The sequence below is a fragment of the Bacillus sp. MYb78 genome, from assembly GCF_002975115.1.
In the GTDB taxonomy this organism is placed as follows: Bacteria; Bacillota; Bacilli; order Bacillales; family Bacillaceae_G; genus Bacillus_A; species Bacillus_A cereus.
On the sequence record NZ_PCOB01000005.1, the window covers coordinates 45,821 to 64,614 of the forward strand.

Genomic DNA, 18,794 nt, shown 5'->3' on the forward strand with positions numbered 1-18,794 from the left:
GCAGCACTCCTTACTATTAATATCGTCAAAACTTCATTTCCTGTTTGTAGCATTGATGTAAGATAAGATTTGATTCTGAATTTAAGAGAGCGAGGTTACGTTGTTCTAGATGTTCTTCTTTAAATTGGAATAAAGGAAAAAGAAGAGAAGGCAATGTTCGAGGATTTGGTACTACATATAATTGTTCAATTTGATCGAGTATATGTGCAGAATTAGTAGCAAGATGAAATCCCCAGTCAGTTCCGAAAGAAGGAACTATCGTATGATAACTCTTCACAGTTAATCCAGCGTGTTCAATTGTATTACCGATACTCCAATATACTAGAGGTGCATCAGCAGGTGAATTAGATTGACAGACGAAAGCACCATCTTCTGTTAAGAATGTAGCTATACGAGCAAATAGTTCGCTTGTATATAAAGTACTTAACAACTCTGTCGCTGGGTCTGGAAAATCAATAATGATTACATCGTATAAAGATGAAGGTGAATTTAGAAATTCTTTTGCATCGCATACGTGCACGTTCACTCGATTATCAAAAAAAGCATTTTTGTTTAAAGATACTATTTCTGGAACATTACGTGCCATATTAATCATCGCCTCGTCTAAATCAACAAGGTCTACATGTAGCACAGTTTCATATTTCAAAACTTCTCGTAAGGCAAGACCATCGCCACCACCTAATATGAGAACATGTTTTGGATCAATTACTTTTGACATAATTGGATGTACAAGTGCTTCATGATAAATTTGCTCATCAACGGAACTAAATTGTAGTTGCTTGTCCAAGTATAAGCGAACATCGTTTACTTGTACTAAATTAATATTTTGATAATTACTTTTTTCTTCAAATAGGTTCGTATGTTCACCAGCTTGTATTTCTTTTAGAGAAATTTCATCCCACACATCTAAGCTGTGTGAATCTGTAGGTACTATAATTACATTTTCCGATTGTACTTGCTTATCTTGCTCATTCTGTTTGTCCTGTTTATCTTGTTTGTCTTGTGTATCATGCTTGTCCTGCTGTTCTAGTTCAAATTTGTCAGAGTCTAATTCAGAACGCTTGTCCTTTTTATAGCTTGTTATTCTATAAATCTTTATTTTGCTTTGTTTTCTATGTTTTGGCATAGGAATCCCCTTTCGAATTGTGTTATTTTACTCTATTTTATGTAATTTAGTAGAGTGTGCTTGGACAATAGAATAGATAGAAGACTGAGCTCAAGAAAATGTTGTTTTTTACTAGATTTCTACGATAAAAAAATTTTTTTAGTGTTTTTTCATATTAAACATAACTAGACAACTAAACACTAATCTATTTTCATACAGTTATGTGTTAAAAGCGTGTTGTTTTATAACACACTGTGTGTTTTTTGGACGACACACTAATTGAAAGCGTTAACACACAAAGAAAATGCTCGAAAAAGCACTGATTTTAGTGGTTTTAAAAAGTTGGCACGCTAATTGCATTAATAAATAGCGTAAAGAAAAATAAATAAACATAAATTTTTTATACTACACAAGGGGGATTTTCAAATGAATATTTTATTATGTTGCTCAGCAGGGATGTCTACAAGTTTACTAGTTACAAAAATGGAAGCGGCTGCAAAAGCTCGCGGTTTAGAAGGCAAGATTTGGGCTGTATCTGGGGATGCAGTAAAAACGAATATCGATCAAGCAGATGTATTATTACTAGGACCACAAGTTCGTTACATGCTCTCTTCAATGAAAACGCTTGCTGACGAGAGAAACGTTGGAATCGACGTTATCAATCCAATGCACTACGGCATGATGAATGGGGAAGCAGTTTTAGATCACGCATTAACACTTAAAAAATAATTAGGGGGGAAGCGAAATGCAAAAGTTTATTGCATTCATGGAGAAGTATATTGTTCCTGTCGCTGGTAAAATCGGATCGCAACGTCACTTAGCTGCGATCCGTGATGGATTTATTGCAGTTATGCCACTTATTTTAGTTGGTGCACTGGCATCACTAATTAATGGTTTTCCGTCTGAAGCTTTCCAAGATTTCATGAAAGGTTTGTTTGGTGAAACGTGGAAACAAGTTGGCGGTGGAATGTGGACTGGTTCTTTCGCGATTCTAGCACTAATCATAGCATTTACAACAAGTTATAACTTAGCAAAATCTTACGGCGTTGATGGTTTGTCAGCAGGTATTATTTCATTTGGTGCGTTAATTATTCTTACGCCAACAACACCGAAAGAAGGCGGACTGAACTTAGCTTGGACAGGTGCACAAGGGTTATTCGTAGCAATTATTGTGGCCCTCCTTGTTACTGAAGTATTCCGTTTCTTTGTACAAAGAAACATTACATTTAAAATGCCTGATGGAGTACCACCAGCAGTTTTAAGATCGTTCGCAGCTATAGTTCCAGCATTTGTTATCTTAACAGTAGTTGCAGGTATTCAATTAGCAGTGAAATTAGCTGGTACAAGTGTTCATGAATTTATCTTTAATACGATTCAATCACCACTGCAAAGTTTAGCAGGGACATTACCAAGTGCAATTGTCATTGTACTCCTTGTTCATCTTCTTTGGTTCTTCGGTTTACATGGCCCAAATATCGTTGGTGGTATTATTGAGCCGTTATACTTACCAGCATTAGAGAAAAATATGAAGTTATTCCAAGGTGGCACATCTGCATTTGATGTTCCAAACATTATTACAAAACCATTCTTTGATACTTTCGTATATCTTGGTGGTTCTGGTGCAACATTAGCATTCTTGGTAGTTGTATTACTTGTAGCAAAAAGTGCACAATTACGCGGTGTATCTCGCTTATCGATTGGACCAGGTGCATTCAATATTAATGAACCGGTAATATTTGGTACACCAATTATTTTAAATCCAGTTTTATTCTTACCGTTTATCATAACACCAATTGTATTAGTAATCACTTCTTATACAGCTATATCTATTGGCTGGGTACCAAAAACAGTTGCGATGATCCCATGGGCAACACCACCAATTATTAGTGGTTATCTTGTAACAGGTGGACATCTTTCAGGTGCAATTCTACAGTTATTCAACTTTGTAATTGCGATGGTAATCTATTATCCATTCGTTGTATTATGTGACCGTTCAGTTGTTCGTACTGAAAAAGAAGCAGCGCAAGGAAACAACAACTCTGTACCTATGTAACATAGAGATTGTTCTCACAGACAACGGTGTCTGTGAGAACAATCACCTTTATATCATGTTCAAAAAGATGAAAAACATCTATATGAACACTAAACTATCATTAATAAATTCATACTTTAATAGACATGTTCAAACTGAAGGGGTATTTTAATCGGTTGAACCTTATAGAGAGGGCGGTAATTATGATGACTACAGCAGAACAAATTCCATTCCAATTAATTTTAAATAGTGGTAACGCACGAAGCTTTGCGATGGAGGCACTTCAATTTGCCAAACAGGGGAAAATGGTAGAAGCAGATGAAGCGATGGTAAAGGCAAAAGAAGCGATTAATGAAGCGCATCATTTCCAAACAGAGCTCATACAATCAGAAGCAAGAGGAGAAAAAACAGAGATTAGTGTTCTTTTAATTCACGCACAAGATCATTTAATGAATGCGATTACAGTGAAAGAATTAGCAGCAGAGTTTATCGATCTTTATAAAAAGCTTGAAGCGAAAGGGGAATAAAGCATGACTGGAATTAAAATTGCTACAATCGGCGGTGGATCTAGTTATACACCAGAGTTAATTGAAGGATTTATTAAGCGTTATGATGAACTGCCTGTTCGTGAAATTTGGTTAGTAGATATCGAGGCAGGAAAAGAAAAGTTAGAAATCGTTGGTAACTTAGCGAAACGTATGGTGAAAAAATCAGGTTTACCAATCGAGGTACATTTAACACTTGATCGCCGTGAGGCATTAAAAGATGCTGACTTCGTAACAACACAACTTCGCGTTGGTTTATTAGAAGCACGTGCAAAAGATGAAGCAATCCCGTTAAAATATGATGTAATCGGTCAGGAAACGAATGGTCCTGGTGGTCTATTCAAAGCGTTGAGAACGATTCCTGTTATTTTAGATATTTGTAAAGATATGGAGGAGCTCTGTCCGAATGCATGGTTAATTAACTTTGCGAACCCAGCAGGTATGGTAACAGAAGCTGTTCTTCGTTATACAAATATTCAAAGAGTAGTCGGTCTATGTAACGTTCCAATCGGAATTCGCATGGGTCTTGCAAGATTACTGGAAGTAGATGCAAGTCGTGTCCACGTTGATTTTGCAGGTTTAAATCACATGGTATACGGACTAGACGTATATTTAGATGGCGTAAGTGTAATGGACCGCGTGCTAGAGCTTGTAACAGATCCAGAAAAGCAAATTACGATGGAAAATATCGCAGCGCTTAACTGGGAACCAGACTTTATTCGCGGACTTCGTGCAATTCCATGTCCATACCATCGTTACTACTACAAAACACGTGAAATGTTAGAAGAAGAGAAAGAAGCTTCTGTTGAAAAAGGTACACGTGCAGAAGTAGTAAAACAATTAGAAAATGATTTATTTGAGTTATATAAAGACCCGAACTTAGATATTAAACCACCACAATTAGAAAAACGTGGCGGAGCTTATTATAGTGATGCAGCATGTAGCCTAATTACGTCTATTTACAATAATAAAGGTGATATCCAGCCTGTTAATACACGAAACAACGGAACAATTGCAAGCTTACCACATGATTCTGCTGTTGAAGTGAACTGTATTATTACGAAAGAAGGTCCAAAACCAATTGCAGTGGGAGATCTTCCAGTACCAGTTCGCGGTTTAGTACAACAAATTAAATCATTCGAGCGCACAACAATTGAAGCTGCTGTTACAGGGGATTATCATAAGGCGCTGCTTGCTATGACAATCAATCCACTTGTACCATCAGATAAAGTTGCAAAACAAATTTTAGATGAAATGTTGGAAGCACATAAAGAGTATCTTCCACAGTTCTTTAAAAAGGTAGAGAAGTAAAAGCGGCGCTATTTAGCCCGCTTTTTTTATTCTATTAGGAGGTATTATGATGATTAAGTTAATTGTAAATGCAGATGATTTCGGTCTTACAGAGGGTACAAATTACGGCATTATTGATGGGCATATAAATGGACTTGTAAATTCAACGACGATGATGATGAATATGCCAGGAACAGAGCATGCGGTACGCTTAGCGAAAGAGTACAACCTACTCGGAGTAGGCGTACATCTCGTATTAACAGCAGGAGAACCACTGTTAAAGGATGTACCGTCACTCGTAGGGGCAAACGGGTTGTTTCATAAACAAAGTGTTGTAAGGGAAGGGAATATAAATCCAGAAGAAGTTGAGAGGGAGTGGACTGCTCAAATTGAGAAATTCCTATCTTACGGATTAACACCAACTCATTTAGATAGTCATCATCATGTGCATGGTTTACCGATTTTACATGATGTTCTTGAGAGATTAGCGGCTAAATATAATGTTCCGATTCGTCGTTGTGAGGAAGATAGAGCGGTGCATCCATTTTCTGATGTGTTTTACAGTGACTTTTATGCGGATGGTGTGACGGAAGATTACTTTGTGAAGTTAAAAGAAAGAGTACAAGGTGAACAAACGGTAGAAATTATGGTTCATCCAGCTTATATTGATCCAGAGCTTGTAAAGCGTTCTTCTTACGTAATGGATCGTGTGAAGGAATTGCGTATTTTAACAGAGAGTGAGTTGCCAGAAGGAATAGAACTTGTGAAGTTTTAATAGAAAAAACGACGGCTACATCATGCCGTCGTTTTTTCTATTTATAAAATGGACAGAATATATCCGCCAAAGGCTCCGAGTATAACGATAACCCAAGGTGGTGTTTTCCAAAAAGCTAGTAAGCAAAAAAGAAGCGAAGCGAAAACGAAATCTGAAGCATTTATAATTGTACTCGTCCAAATGGGATAGTAAAAAGCGGCAATTAAAATACCAACAACTGCGGCGTTAACACCAAGTAGTGCGCCTTGTATGAATGATATTTTTCTCACACTGTTCCAAAATGGTAAAACACCAATAACGAGTAAGAAAGCAGGGAGGAAAATCGCAATTGTTGCGAGTATTGCCCCAAGCGTCCCGTTTAACACTGCTCCTATATACGAGGCGAATGTAAATAGTGGTCCTGGTACTGCTTGTGTTAATCCGTATCCAGCTAGGAACTGTTCTTTCGTCATCATTCCGTTTTGTACGAACTCACCTTCAAGAAGGGGTAGCACGACGTGTCCTCCTCCAAATACAAGTGCGCCAGAGCGATAGAAACTATCAAATAAAGCGATGTAATAAGAGAACGGTCTTAATATTGGTAGCAGTAGTAAGAGTCCAAAGAATAAGACGAGACAAGAAACTGCTATCTTTTTTGAAATAGGTACTTTTATATGCTGAGATTGGCTAATTGGTTGGTTGCGATATAAAAACCAGCCGATAAAGCCACATATTATAATGAGGATCACTTGCGTCCAGCTACTTGGCCATAATAAGGCGATTGCGGCAGTTACAATCGCAATCGTCGCACGGTTGCGATCTGGAGTTAACTTTTGCGCCATTCCCCATATGGCGTGAGCGACAATAGCGACTGCTACAAGTTTTAGTCCATGAATCCAGCCAGCACTCCCAAGATCGAACTGATTAAGGAATGAGGCGAAGAAAACTAAAACAAGGACAGACGGTAAAGTGAATCCAATCCATGAAATAATAGCTCCTAAAAGCCCGCCCCGTAATAATCCAACCCCCATACCGACTTGACTGCTGGCAGGACCAGGAAGGAATTGACATAGCGCTACTAAATCTCCATAGCTTCGTTCATCCATCCATTTTCTTTTTTGCACGTATTCGTGGTGAAAATAGCCGAGATGAGCGACAGGACCGCCGAATGAAGTAAGTCCTAATTTAAATGAGACGAGAAAAATCTCTAATAATGTGTGAAAGGTGTGTTTGTTTTTTTTCAAAATAACCTCCTAGAATGTTTTTGCTATGTGCATTATACAAGAAGTGGTAAAGCAAAAGGAACAAATCTAATGTAAAGATTTTGTGAATCTTTTCTTTGTAATTAAAATTGAAAAAGTCATAAATGATTATGTCTAAACCATAAAGTAGTAGAAGTAGTGCTGGGAAATTTATATAAGGAGAATGCCTTATGACAACACATTTCTTTGCCAGGTTAACAGGTAAGAGGGAAGTGCCTCCTGTAAATACAGAAGCTTTTGGGGTAGCAGAGTTTATTTTTAGTGATGATTTAACGAAATTGCATTACAGAGTAATACTAAAAAATATAGAAAAGGTTACATCGTGTCAAATTCATTTAGGGAAGTCTACTCAAATTGGTCCTGTTGTTTTATATTTGTATGGTCCACTGGAGCAAGGGATTAGCTTGAACGAGGGAAGTATTACTGGTGTAGTGAATGTGGAGGATTTTGAGGGACCTTTACAAGGGAAATCATTTGTACATTTACTTCAAGAAATTATTCAAGCAAATGTATATGTTAATGTTCATACGAAATCACAAAAAAGAGGAGAAATAAGAGGGCGAGTTAGAAAAGTAAAGAAGTAGAGGAAAAGGCTGTCCATATGTTGGAACAGCCTTTTCTCATTATATAAGGTGCTAGTTTTAGCGATTATTGTCGGTAAATCGATATATTTTGAAAAACGCTGATATAATCTGAGTTGCGCCGATATATTTCAATAATCGCTGATATAACTCGCGTTACGGTCGATATTTTTAAAAACTGCCTCGATTAATTTTTCACAGGTTGATTTTTAATAAAGAAGTCCATAACGTAAAATACTTCGTCATCTGGTATTTGTATTTCAAATGTATTTTCAATTGGTTGCAATGCTTTTTTTACTTTCATATACATCCAGTATTCATCTTGTCTCCTTTTCTCCTTATCAGGATGAGGAAGAAGGCTTTCTCCTTTTTGGAGACGGTCAACCATACAGCTCATATGCAGAATAACACCCATTAAGCTATCAGGAGTTAGCTGTAAGGAAATTAATTCTTGGATTGTATTTAATGCGTAACGAATTGTTTTAATCAGTAATGCCCCATCGTTACGTTGCATTTGTTGTTCAAGAATATCCGCCATTTTTGCATATGTTTCTTCATACGTAATTAATTCTTGAATGGGCTGAATCGCTGTGTAGTTTACGATGTCTTGGAAATGATATGTTAAGCACGGCACTTGCACATCGAAATTCGTGACGATACAAATGATGTTACGCTCTTTTTTTATGTTCTCGATCATTTTCGTTAAATCTTTTTCATGGACGATACTAATCGGAATAATTTCAATTAAGTCTTTATCAAATCGTAAATAGTTCTCTAACATTTTTTGAATAGCTAAAGCACTTCCTTCACCAGTTAAACAAGCTGTTAAAATAACAGATTTCATTGGAGAGAGAGGTTTTTTCTTTTCTTCTTGTACGTTTAAGTAAAATGGTGTTAAATTTTTTACTGTTTCATACAGCGCATCTAATGAATAACCGAGCTGAGCTTTTCGAGCTGCTTCTAGTGCATGTGGTGTGCTCGTCATCGAGAGAACACGTACAGGGATTTTGAACTCCGTTTCTAATATGTCACCGATATAAGCAAGTGACCCCATATCGACAAGTAAGAGAAGCCCATTTACATTTTGTAGTGTTTTCATATACACTTTCACACGTTCCAAGAAATCTTTCGGTGATTCGTGTAACGGCATATCAATACCGGTTACTTCCTCAATGCCGAGAAGTTCGTTTGCAACGTGTGCCATTTCAGTTGCGATGCCATTACCGTGTGCTAATATTAATACTTTTACTTCTGTTTGTGAGGCAGGAATTGGATCAACAACGAAGAACATTGTTAAAAAGCCAGCTTCATCAATAGGCATTGTTATTTGTAATTCTTCCTCCAGTAGTTGAATGCATTGCATGGCTACGGAAAAAGCTTCTTTATATTTCGTACGAATTTGATTTAATTGTGGGTGATGTATTTGTTTTCCGCTTTGTAAACGTTGTAGAGTTGTCTGTACATGTAAACTTAAAGCGAGAAATACTTTTTCATCAAACGTCTTAGATAAATGCTTTTCAGCAAGTTCCGCTATTTTTTCACATACGGAAACGATATTACGATCCACAATTTTAAAAACATTTTCATGGCTTGTTTTTTTTGATATTTGGTTAAAATATTGTACGAAAAAGCTTTGAACATCATTTTCTATTAGTAATTCTAATTCTTCCTCTTCAATACCACGTGCTTGAAGTTCTTCGTATTTATAGTCAATATAATCGTAAATAGAAGAGCGTTTTTCATCTTCTGTTTTATGATTACTCCAACCTTCCTCACCTGTAAATACAAATGTTTCATTTGGTATTTGGTATAAGTGACGGCTCTTCCTTTCAATGAACAACCCTTCTTTCATATACCAAGGTAAATCTGTACTTGAAACATAGACAGAATCACGTTTCTTTGTGACCAAATCAGAATAGGCTTTCGCACAGGCAATTTGAACATCTGTTTTTAATTGACCAATGTTATTGGGACAATTGTAAAAGACGAAAGCACGCATTGCATTTGGGCTAACGTGAATGTCTTTTCGCAGACGAATTGCTTCATTTGTGAAAAATAGCTGTAGTAAAGCAAAGCGCTCTTTATGTGTACGCTCACGAAGTGGTGGCAGCGTAACAGTCATCGGTATACGTCTTGTAAATGTTTTTAATAAAAAGGAATTTGGTTCTTCTGTTGTTGCAGTAATGATTAATACTTGTGCTTTACGTTCGTTCTCTGTTTCTCCAAGGCGGCGGTACACTCCGCGGTCAATAAAGGTGAAAAGCATTTCTTGTCCCTCTGGAGGTAGGCGATGTACTTCATCTAAGAAAAGAATTCCTTCATGTGCTTTTTCAATTAACCCTTTTTGATCACTTGCTCCTGTGTAAGCTCCTTTTTTAATCCCAAATAACTGTCCAAGTAGTAGTTGTGGATTGTTTGCGTAATCAGCACAGTTAAAGACGATAAATGGTGCATTTTTGGGAAGCTGTTCAACTTCAATTGCATATTCGTGCATTAAAGAAGCAAACATAGACTTTCCGACCCCTGTTTCTCCCAGTAGTAAAGTATGCATACCGTTTGGAGGGTAGAGAATAGAAGCTTTCGCTTTTTCAATTGCGATTTTAAGGCTCGTATTTTCAATTGCAAATGTATCTAATGAAGTTATGTCTTTTGAATGCGTTTCCAACGAAGTGTTCGTTTCTATGTAAAAACGAACAGGTCGCGTATTTGTTTTTAATAACCGTTTATCTTTTACAAGTTTGTTTAAGTCGCTACTTACATTGGCGCGATCTAGTTGTAGAAATGTAGCGAGTTCTGATGCGGTTACACCTTCTGTATAATTTCCTTCTTGTATTGCATTAAAAATGAGATCTATTCGTTTCATTTCCATTCACCTCGAAACTTCATCACTATTTAAAAGTTTACACAAAAATGGGAAGGGTGGGAAGAGAAAAATAAAACAGCTTTAGTCTAGAAGTACTAAAGCTGTTACAATCTTGTGTCTTTCCAAAAATTTACCTCGAGATGAGAAGATGGATTATAGGGAAGAAGTTTGTATCCTTGTGACTGTAAATAATCAATTACTTTTGGCAGTATTTGTACGGTCACACTCGAATCATGCATTAAAATAACTTCGACTTGTTCATCACTTTGATTACGCACTCTTTCGAGTATGGCAGAAGGATTATCATAGCTTTTCCAGTCATAAGTATCGATCGTCCAATCCCACATTTTATACTGGGCTGATACAAGTGCGTCACGGTAATTCTTTTTTAAGTAAGGCATACTACCATATGGAACGCGAACGAGATGTGTATTTAATTTCGTAACTTGCTGGACAATGCTTTGTGTTTGTTCCATTTCTGCAATTAAAGTGGAAGGGTCACCAGTGTAAAGGCGTTTTACATCATGTGACATGCTATGGAGCCCGATATAATGTCCTTCTTTAATTAATCGTTGCATCGTTTTTCTGTAATGCGGCACTTTTCCGCCAATAACAAAGAAAGTTGCTTTTCCGTTCTTTTCTTTTAAGATGTTTAAAATTTGTGTAGTATATTTGTTTGGACCGTCATCAAATGTTAAGTACGCAATTTTTTGTGTAGGAGAAGTTGTTTCAGTATTTGGATGATGTTCAGCAGGAATAACGGTTGTTGCTTCAGTATTAGATGATGCGTACGTAGTAATTGTTAAGAATAAAATAATACATTGAAATACTCGCTTAATCATAACATTCACCCTCAGTTTGACAATCAAGATGTAAAAAAAACTTGATACTTTTCTTATTATGTATATCTTTCTCCAATAGAGGAACTCTCAAACAATCTATATTTTGGAAATATAAAATAAGGAATAAAAAATAGCATCCTAAAGGATGCTATTTGAATATTTCATAATGGTAAAGGCTATACTACAATTAGTCTTCGCGTTTTTTCACTTTTTTATAAAAGGAAATAAGTGGTTTGTAACGTTCATGTACAAGCCCGATTATTTCAGCAATGATTTCTGTGAAGAAAATCAAAGCGAAAAGAAGAATAATGGATAACCATAACGTTGCACTAGTGAAAATAATGGCATTTACACTAAAGAAAATACCGAATGCGTATATAATTAGTACCGTTTTACGATGAGAGAATCCCATTGCAAGTAAGCGGTGATGTAAATGCGATTTATCTGGTGCTGAAATAGGTTTTTTATTTACGATACGACGGATGATTGCAAATATCGTATCAAATATAGGTACACCTAAAATGATAATTGGAACGATAAAACTGAATAACGTTACACTTTTGTATAATCCAAGTAACGATATAACAGAAATACAGTATCCTAAAAATAGTGCTCCTGTATCTCCCATGAAAATTTTTGCTGGATGGAAGTTGAAGAATAAAAATCCAATTGTACTTGCTAATATAATTAATGCGAGTGGCAAGATAATAGCTGTTCCAGTACCCCATGGGCTAGTGAAGGCCATATATGCTAGCGTTGCAAGTACGATAGATGAAATACCAGCAGATAATCCATCTAAGCCGTCAATTAAGTTGATTGCATTCGTAATACCTACAAGCCAAAATACTGTAATTGGATAAGCAAGCCATCCAAGTTCAGTATCCCCAAGGAATGGGATATATAATACTTGCACTAATAATCCACTTTTTACAATCATAATGGCAACTAACAGTTGTCCACCGAATTTTACTTTCGCAGATAACTCGTACATATCATCTAAAATTCCGATGATTACAATGATAATCGCACCTAGTGTTATCGATAACATTCTTTGCTCATATAAGCCGCCGACAACAAATCCTACAGCTACACCAATAAATATTGCTAACCCGCCAAGACGTGGCATAATCTTTTGGTGCACTTTACGTGCGTTTGGCTTATCTGTCGCTCCTATTTTAAAAGCTAATTTAATAACTAAAGGAGTAACGACGAGTACAGTGATGAAAGATGCCAAAATGGCATAAATCACTTGTGAGTCCATTAATACCCCACCCTTTATATTCTAACGTAATTTTTTTTTTTGAAAATATATTTATCTGAAAATTATGATGTTTATTTACAGGCTCATAACATATGGTATCACAAAAAGATTAGAATTCAATCTTTTTTTCTCTTTACGGTTAATGGAAGCGGATAGAATATATGACAATTGTATATAGAATGTTGCATCATATGAGAAGGTTAATCGTACTGGACTTTGGAATATGACATTTCCTTTTTTTCTTCGATAGTGAATACTTTTAGTTCAGTATTATAAGTGTTACACGTAGAAATGAGTAAGTTTCATGTTAAAATGTGGGAATTTATCTAGCGTCAACTAGGAGCCCCATTCCTACTAATTAAAGTTTCACTTTATCCCGCATTAACGGGCAGTAAGACCCCCTCCTCAAAATTCAGCGAAGCAAAGAAGTTAGGTGGGGATCAACTGCCCGTAAAAGCCCCACTGATTAAAGTTTCACTTTATATTATAGTGCATTTAATTTTACAAAAACTTTAAAAAGAATGAGGGAAGTAATTCATATAATGAAGAAGGAAAAGGGTTTTCTCATTTTTAATGTGAGAGGGGGAAGCACAGGGAGAATTCTGTATTTCATATCTTTTCTATTGTAAATTCCTGTGCGAAAAGGAAATGAAAATTACGATAATAGGTACTGGATATGTTGGATTGATTACAGGAGTAGGATTGGCAAAGTTGGGGCATTCAGTTACATGTTTTGATATAGATGATGAAAAAATTGAACGGATAAAACAAGGGGATTTACCTATTTATGAGGTTAGATTACATGAATTAATAAATTATGCATATGAGAATAATGCTTTAACTTTTACATCAAATAAAGAAGAGGCATTTGATGATGTAGAGTTTATATTTATTGCAGTTGGAACACCATCTTTATTAGATGGGACGGCGGATTTAACGTATATTCAGAGTGCTTGTAAAGATATTGGATTATATGCGAAGAACGATATTATTGTTGTTACGAAAAGTACAGTTCCAGTAGGTACAAATGATGTAATGAAGGAATGGATTGAGGGGAATTTAAAAGGGAGGCATACAGTACATATCGTATCGAATCCAGAGTTTTTGCGTGAAGGTTCAGGTATTTATGATTTCTTTCATGGAGATCGTATTGTAATTGGAGCGGATAGTGAGGAAGTAGCAAGAAGAGTAGAGAGTTTGTATAGCCAATTATGCTTAGAAACGTATGTTACAGATATTAAAAGTGCAGAGATGATTAAATACGCATCGAATGCCTTTTTAGCTACAAAGATTAGTTTCATTAATGAAATTTCAAATATATGTGAGAAGATAGGCGCAAATGTATTGGATGTTGCCAAAGGGATGGGAATGGATAAGAGAATTGGTGCATCTTTTTTAAATGCGGGCATTGGATATGGGGGATCATGTTTCCCGAAAGATACGAAAGCACTGGTGCAAATTGCGGGAAATGTTGCTCATGATTTTCGTTTGTTAAAAGCGGTTATTGAAGTAAATAATAAGCAACAGCTGCTATTGATTGAAAAAGCGAAAAAAGTTATGAACATGAATAAAAAGCGGATTGCAGTTCTTGGCGCATCCTTTAAACCGAATACGGATGATATTAGAGAGGCATCATCTCTTATTATAATAGAAGCATTAATTAATATAGGTGCAGATACTGTTCTTTACGACCCAAAAGCAATTCAATATGTGAAAAATATATTTGGAGATGCTATACAATATAGTAGATGTATAGATGAATCGATTAGAGATACGAGTGCGGTTTTTATCGTAACAGAATGGGAAGATATTCAAACTTATCCGTTAGAAAAGTACGTACAACTTATGAGGGAGCCTATTTTATTTGATGGGAGAAATTGTTATACTGATGAAGATGTTAAGAAACAAAAGATAGATTATTACTCGGTGGGAAGAAAAAGTATTTGTAATAGACATGTTTCTGTTATGCGTTAAAAAGGGATGTACTCATCCATATTTTTATATGTCATAATAGAAGTTGTAAATAGTGAAAGAAAAGAGGCAATCACATGACTGAACGTTTAAAAGTAATGACAATTTTCGGGACACGTCCAGAAGCAATTAAAATGGCACCTCTTGTATTAGAGTTGCAAAAACACCCAGAAAAAATTGAATCGATTGTGACTGTAACAGCACAGCATCGCCAAATGTTAGATCAAGTATTAAATATCTTTGGAATTACGCCAGATTTCGATTTAAATATCATGAAAGACCGCCAAACTTTAATTGATGTTACAACACGCGGTTTAGAAGGTTTGGATAAAGTAATGAAAGAAGCGAAGCCGGATATTGTACTTGTACATGGTGATACAACAACAACATTTATTGCAAGCTTAGCTGCTTTTTATAATCAAATTCCAGTAGGTCATGTTGAGGCGGGCCTTCGTACGTGGGATAAGTATTCTCCATACCCAGAAGAGATGAATCGTCAATTAACAGGTGTAATGGCGGATCTTCATTTCTCACCAACAGCAAAATCAGCAACGAACTTACAGAAGGAAAATAAAGATGAGTCACGTATTTTCATCACAGGAAATACAGCGATTGACGCGTTGCAAACGACTGTAAAAGAAACATATAGTCATCCTGTACTAGAGAAACTTGGAAATGATCGTCTTGTACTTATGACAGCTCACCGTCGTGAAAACTTAGGTGAACCTATGCGTAATATGTTCCGTGCAATTAAGCGTCTTGTTGATAAGCATGAAGATGTACAAGTTGTGTACCCTGTTCATATGAACCCTGTTGTTCGTGAAATAGCAAATGAAATTTTAGGTGAACATAATCGTATTCATTTAATTGAGCCGCTAGATGTAATTGATTTCCACAATGTTGCAGCTCGTTCATACTTAATGTTAACGGATTCTGGTGGTGTACAAGAAGAAGCTCCATCACTTGGGGTACCAGTTCTTGTTCTTCGTGATACAACAGAGCGCCCTGAAGGTATTGAAGCAGGTACGCTGAAATTAGCAGGAACAGACGAAGAGACAATCTTTGGTCTTGCAGATGAGTTGTTATCAGATAAAGAAGCTCATGATAAGATGGCGAAAGCATCTAACCCTTACGGTGATGGTCGTGCATCAGAGCGCATTGTAGAAGCAATTTTACAACACTTTAATAAGTAAATAAAAAAGGCCCAATCGGATAGATTGGGCCTTTTTGTTACGGCTGATTGCGCATAATCCACTCTGCATGAGCATTTGTAGAAGGTGGCGGATCAGTTGGTGTTTTATTTTGGTTTGTTTCTTTTTTTGCTTGTTCGTTAGAATTAGAACTTGAATTTGAATCAGGATTTGAGTTGTTTTTTGTAGTTGGATTTTTTGCTTTTTCCCCTAATTCTTTTTCAATTTCGTTACGCACCGTTTCTACACTGATTGGATCTGGAAGGAAGTAATAAATACCGCCTATCTTTTTGTCTTCGCCTTCAAGCTTTAACGTTTGCATTGTAGAAGGATCAAATCCAGAAAGTTTATTGTAAAGAGCAAGTCCGTCTGAAATAGGAATGTCGGTTTTTATATATTTTCCAACGACAGCTGTTAAATCTTTAATTTTAAATACAGTAGAGGTGGAGTTTAGCTTTTGGGCAACAGCGGCTAGTAATTGTCTTTGTCTAGCAGCTCGACCATAATCGCCATTTGGATCTTGCTTTCGCATACGGACGTAAGCAAGTGCTTCTTCACCGTTTAAGTTTTGCTGTCCTTGCTTAAATTGAATTTTTTTGTAGTAATCTACGTCAGAGCGCTCCCAGAAATCGAAGGGTACGTCAACCGTAACGCCGCCGACAGCATCAACGATACCTTTAAAGCCTTGGAAATCAATTTTAAGATAATGGTCTACAGGAACTTTTAGAAAGCCTTCGACAGTTTTGATTGCCATTTCTTCTCCGCCGTAAGCATGGGCAGCGTTAATTTTGTCTTCCTTATTTTTACCAACAATTTTAACTCGAGAATCACGAGGGATACTCATAAGTGAAATCTTTTGAGTTTTCGGATTGACTGTTGCAAACATTAATGAGTCTGTACGACCATTTTGACCGTCTGTTGCATAATCTTCTATACCCATAATGAGAATTGTAAAAGGTTCCTTTGTAATTTCTACATCTTTGTTTCTTAAATCCGATTTTTCACGAGTAAAACCACTATACATCCCCATAAGAGAAGAGTAAGAATTTAACACATAAACTCCTATGCTGCCAAATAAAAATGCGAAAATAAGGAAGAAGAAAAGTTTCCTTCTTCGCTTCTTTTTTATTCTGCTATTTTGGAGATGATAATAACGTTCTTCCATATATAATCTCCTTAGTTCGTTAGTTCATTTGTAGGGAAGTAATTCACTACATTAATCTTTGAAGGTGATAAAAGAGTTATGCTTAGATAACATCTTGTTCTAAGTACAACATATCTCCTTCTGTAATTGTACATTTCCCGTTTGTTAATTCAATCATCCAATTTGTAAATGCTTGTTTGCCGTCTTCTTCTACATAAGTATCAAATGTGACATTTTCTAGATAATGTATATCTTTAATGGCATATTTTGAATTACGTAATTCATTTTCTACTTTGCCAAGTAATGTGTAATCAATCTCGGTTTGCATCACACGCATTAGTTTTCGCTGGACAACACCGACATGATTAATGCCTTCGCTTGTACACTTTCCATATGCACGAATTAATCCACCTGCGCCAAGTTTAATGCCACCAAAATAGCGTGTTACGACAACGACGGTATCTTTTAGCCCACGTTTTTTTAGTACTTCTAGCATTGGTACGCCAGCTGTACCGCTAGGCTCGCCGTCATCATTTGCTTTTTGAATATGATCTTGTTCGCCAATTAAATAAGCGGAACAATTATGTGTTGCATTCCAATGCTGTTTTTTTATTTTTTGTATAAATTCTTGAGCCTCTTCCTCAGTCGTTGCTCGGCTAATATAACAAATAAATCTTGATTTTTGAATGACGATTTCGTGTTCGCCGTAGTCTTTGATTGTTAAATATTGTAATAGCACTTGTATACGCCCCTATCTATCAAAATGACTAGTACTTTCCATTTTAAAAGCGAGCCTTTTTATATTCAAACATTTTTTCTAAATAGGCTGAAGTTTTTGGTGAGTATTTTATCTTTTTGTTGTAATTTGTCGAGATGGTGAGTATAATTTCAACCGGCATTTCCCTGTATGGATGCACCATTTGTAGTTTTCGTGTAAAATTAGGAAATAAAACTTTTTATAAGGCAGGTACGAAAATGAAAATAGCTATTGTTACTGATAGTACAGCATATATACCGAAGCAAATCCGTGATGAACTCAATATATATATGATTCCATTAAACGTTGTGTTTGGAACAGAATCTTATCAAGAAGAAGCTGAAATTTCAGCAGATGATTTTTATGTGAAAGTACGTGAACAAGAGGAACTTCCAAAAACTTCTCAACCAGCAATCGGAAAGTTTGTTGAGCTATATGAAGAACTAGCTAAAGATTATGATGCAGTTATTAGTATTCACCTATCAAGTGGAATTAGTGGTACATATCAAACATCAACGACAGCTGGACAGATGGTAGAGGGTATTGATGTATACACGTATGACTCTGAAATTAGTTGTGAAGTACAAGGATTTTATGTGCGTGAAGGTGCAAGGTTAGCAAGTGAAGGAAAGAGTCCAAAAGAGATTATTGCTCGTTTTGATGAAATGAAGAAAACGATGGACGCCTATTTTGTAGTTGATGATTTACATCATTTACAACGTGGTGGTCGATTAAATAGCGCGCAAGCTTTCATCGGCAGTCTGTTACAAGTGAAGCCAGTTTTATATTTTAGAGATAAAATCATTATTCCGTTTGAAAAGATTCGTACACGTAAAAAAGCATTAAAACGTATCATTGAAATTTTTGATGAGCAAGCAAGTAAAGGTGTACCTATGGAAGCAGTTATCATTCATGCGCAACGTGAAGAGGAAGCGAATGAATGGAAGAAAGAATTAGAAGCAAAATATCCTCACGTCACAATTCGTACAGGTTATTTTGGAGCTGTAATTGGTACGCACTTAGGTGAAGGTGCATTAGGTCTTGGATGGTATACGAAGTAATAAAGATATAAAAAGCTCTCTTTTTAAGAGGGTTTTTTTACGGGTATGTTACGTTTAGTTGACAAGTTAATATTTGGAAATGGTAAAATGTACGTAAAATAAAATAATGAGGAAAGTTTTATAACTTACTTTTTAC

General features: G+C 36.1%; 16 protein-coding genes. 9 read left to right on the forward strand and 7 right to left on the reverse strand.

What is annotated here, in order from left to right; all coding sequences use genetic code 11:
• Positions 1 to 25: 25 nt before the first annotated feature.
• Positions 26 to 1,126 (reverse strand): polyamine aminopropyltransferase, encoded by a 1,101-nt coding sequence (locus CQ064_RS12560; RefSeq protein ID WP_001123967.1) that lies wholly within the window; start codon positions 1,124 to 1,126, stop codon positions 26 to 28.
• Between the two features lie 405 nt (positions 1,127 to 1,531).
• Here CQ064_RS12560 and CQ064_RS12565 point away from each other — a divergent pair, with 405 nt between their 5' ends.
• From CQ064_RS12565 to chbG, 5 genes are all read left to right on the forward strand, one after another.
• Positions 1,532 to 1,834: a PTS sugar transporter subunit IIB gene (locus CQ064_RS12565; RefSeq protein WP_001023569.1), complete on the forward strand. Its 303-nt coding sequence runs from the start codon at positions 1,532 to 1,534 to the stop codon at positions 1,832 to 1,834.
• 16 nt (positions 1,835 to 1,850) lie between these two features.
• A complete protein-coding gene (gene celB / locus CQ064_RS12570) occupies positions 1,851 to 3,158 on the forward strand; it encodes a PTS cellobiose transporter subunit IIC (protein ID WP_001168820.1) in 1,308 nt (435 codons plus the stop codon).
• 182 nt (positions 3,159 to 3,340) lie between these two features.
• Positions 3,341 to 3,664 carry a PTS lactose/cellobiose transporter subunit IIA gene (locus tag CQ064_RS12575; protein ID WP_000989057.1) on the forward strand — a complete coding sequence of 108 codons (324 nt, stop codon included), beginning with the start codon at positions 3,341 to 3,343 and terminating at the stop codon, positions 3,662 to 3,664.
• 3 nt (positions 3,665 to 3,667) lie between these two features.
• Positions 3,668 to 4,993, forward strand: a complete 1,326-nt coding sequence (celF, locus tag CQ064_RS12580) for a 6-phospho-beta-glucosidase (protein ID WP_000145762.1) — start codon at positions 3,668 to 3,670, stop codon at positions 4,991 to 4,993.
• A 49-nt stretch (positions 4,994 to 5,042) separates the two neighbouring features.
• Complete coding sequence (gene chbG / locus CQ064_RS12585) at positions 5,043 to 5,747, forward strand: chitin disaccharide deacetylase (RefSeq protein WP_000593494.1); 705 nt, start codon at positions 5,043 to 5,045, stop codon at positions 5,745 to 5,747.
• A gap of 41 nt (positions 5,748 to 5,788) precedes the next feature.
• Here chbG and CQ064_RS12590 read toward each other — a convergent pair whose 3' ends face one another.
• Entirely contained in the window at positions 5,789 to 6,970 is a 1,182-nt protein-coding gene (locus CQ064_RS12590; RefSeq protein WP_000739654.1) for a chromate transporter, read from the reverse strand.
• 188 nt (positions 6,971 to 7,158) lie between these two features.
• On the opposite strand from CQ064_RS12590, the gene exsM reads away from it, so the two are divergent.
• The gene (exsM, locus tag CQ064_RS12595; protein WP_000207046.1) at positions 7,159 to 7,572 is read left to right on the forward strand and encodes an exosporium regulatory protein ExsM; all 414 of its coding nucleotides are present in this window, start codon (positions 7,159 to 7,161) and stop codon (positions 7,570 to 7,572) included.
• 184 nt (positions 7,573 to 7,756) lie between these two features.
• Here exsM and CQ064_RS12600 read toward each other — a convergent pair whose 3' ends face one another.
• From CQ064_RS12600 to CQ064_RS12610, 3 genes are all read right to left on the reverse strand, one after another.
• On the reverse strand, positions 7,757 to 10,432 hold the full coding sequence (locus CQ064_RS12600; RefSeq protein ID WP_000820949.1) for a sigma-54-dependent transcriptional regulator: 2,676 nt from the start codon (positions 10,430 to 10,432) through the stop codon (positions 7,757 to 7,759).
• Between the two features lie 104 nt (positions 10,433 to 10,536).
• On the reverse strand, positions 10,537 to 11,274 hold the full coding sequence (locus CQ064_RS12605) for a polysaccharide deacetylase family protein (RefSeq protein WP_000597153.1): 738 nt from the start codon (positions 11,272 to 11,274) through the stop codon (positions 10,537 to 10,539).
• Between the two features lie 187 nt (positions 11,275 to 11,461).
• The gene (locus CQ064_RS12610; RefSeq protein ID WP_000378306.1) at positions 11,462 to 12,535 is read right to left on the reverse strand and encodes a glycosyltransferase family 4 protein; all 1,074 of its coding nucleotides are present in this window, start codon (positions 12,533 to 12,535) and stop codon (positions 11,462 to 11,464) included.
• Between the two features lie 648 nt (positions 12,536 to 13,183).
• Here CQ064_RS12610 and CQ064_RS12615 point away from each other — a divergent pair.
• Both CQ064_RS12615 and wecB read left to right on the forward strand, forming a co-directional pair.
• Positions 13,184 to 14,509, forward strand: a complete 1,326-nt coding sequence (locus CQ064_RS12615; RefSeq protein ID WP_000704752.1) for a UDP-glucose dehydrogenase family protein — start codon at positions 13,184 to 13,186, stop codon at positions 14,507 to 14,509.
• Positions 14,510 to 14,583: 74 nt separating this feature from the next.
• Positions 14,584 to 15,699 (forward strand): non-hydrolyzing UDP-N-acetylglucosamine 2-epimerase, encoded by a 1,116-nt coding sequence (wecB, locus tag CQ064_RS12620; protein ID WP_000140121.1) that lies wholly within the window; start codon positions 14,584 to 14,586, stop codon positions 15,697 to 15,699.
• A gap of 37 nt (positions 15,700 to 15,736) precedes the next feature.
• Here wecB and CQ064_RS12625 read toward each other — a convergent pair whose 3' ends face one another.
• Together CQ064_RS12625 and CQ064_RS12630 are read right to left on the reverse strand one after the other, a co-directional pair.
• Positions 15,737 to 16,861, reverse strand: coding sequence for an LCP family protein (locus tag CQ064_RS12625; protein WP_000392800.1), 1,125 nt, complete (start codon positions 16,859 to 16,861; stop codon positions 15,737 to 15,739).
• A gap of 82 nt (positions 16,862 to 16,943) precedes the next feature.
• Entirely contained in the window at positions 16,944 to 17,579 is a 636-nt protein-coding gene (locus CQ064_RS12630) for a YigZ family protein (RefSeq protein WP_000926670.1), read from the reverse strand.
• Between the two features lie 236 nt (positions 17,580 to 17,815).
• Between CQ064_RS12630 and CQ064_RS12635 the strand changes: the two genes are divergently transcribed.
• A complete protein-coding gene (locus CQ064_RS12635; RefSeq protein WP_000684727.1) occupies positions 17,816 to 18,658 on the forward strand; it encodes a DegV family protein in 843 nt (280 codons plus the stop codon).
• Positions 18,659 to 18,794: the final 136 nt, after the last annotated feature.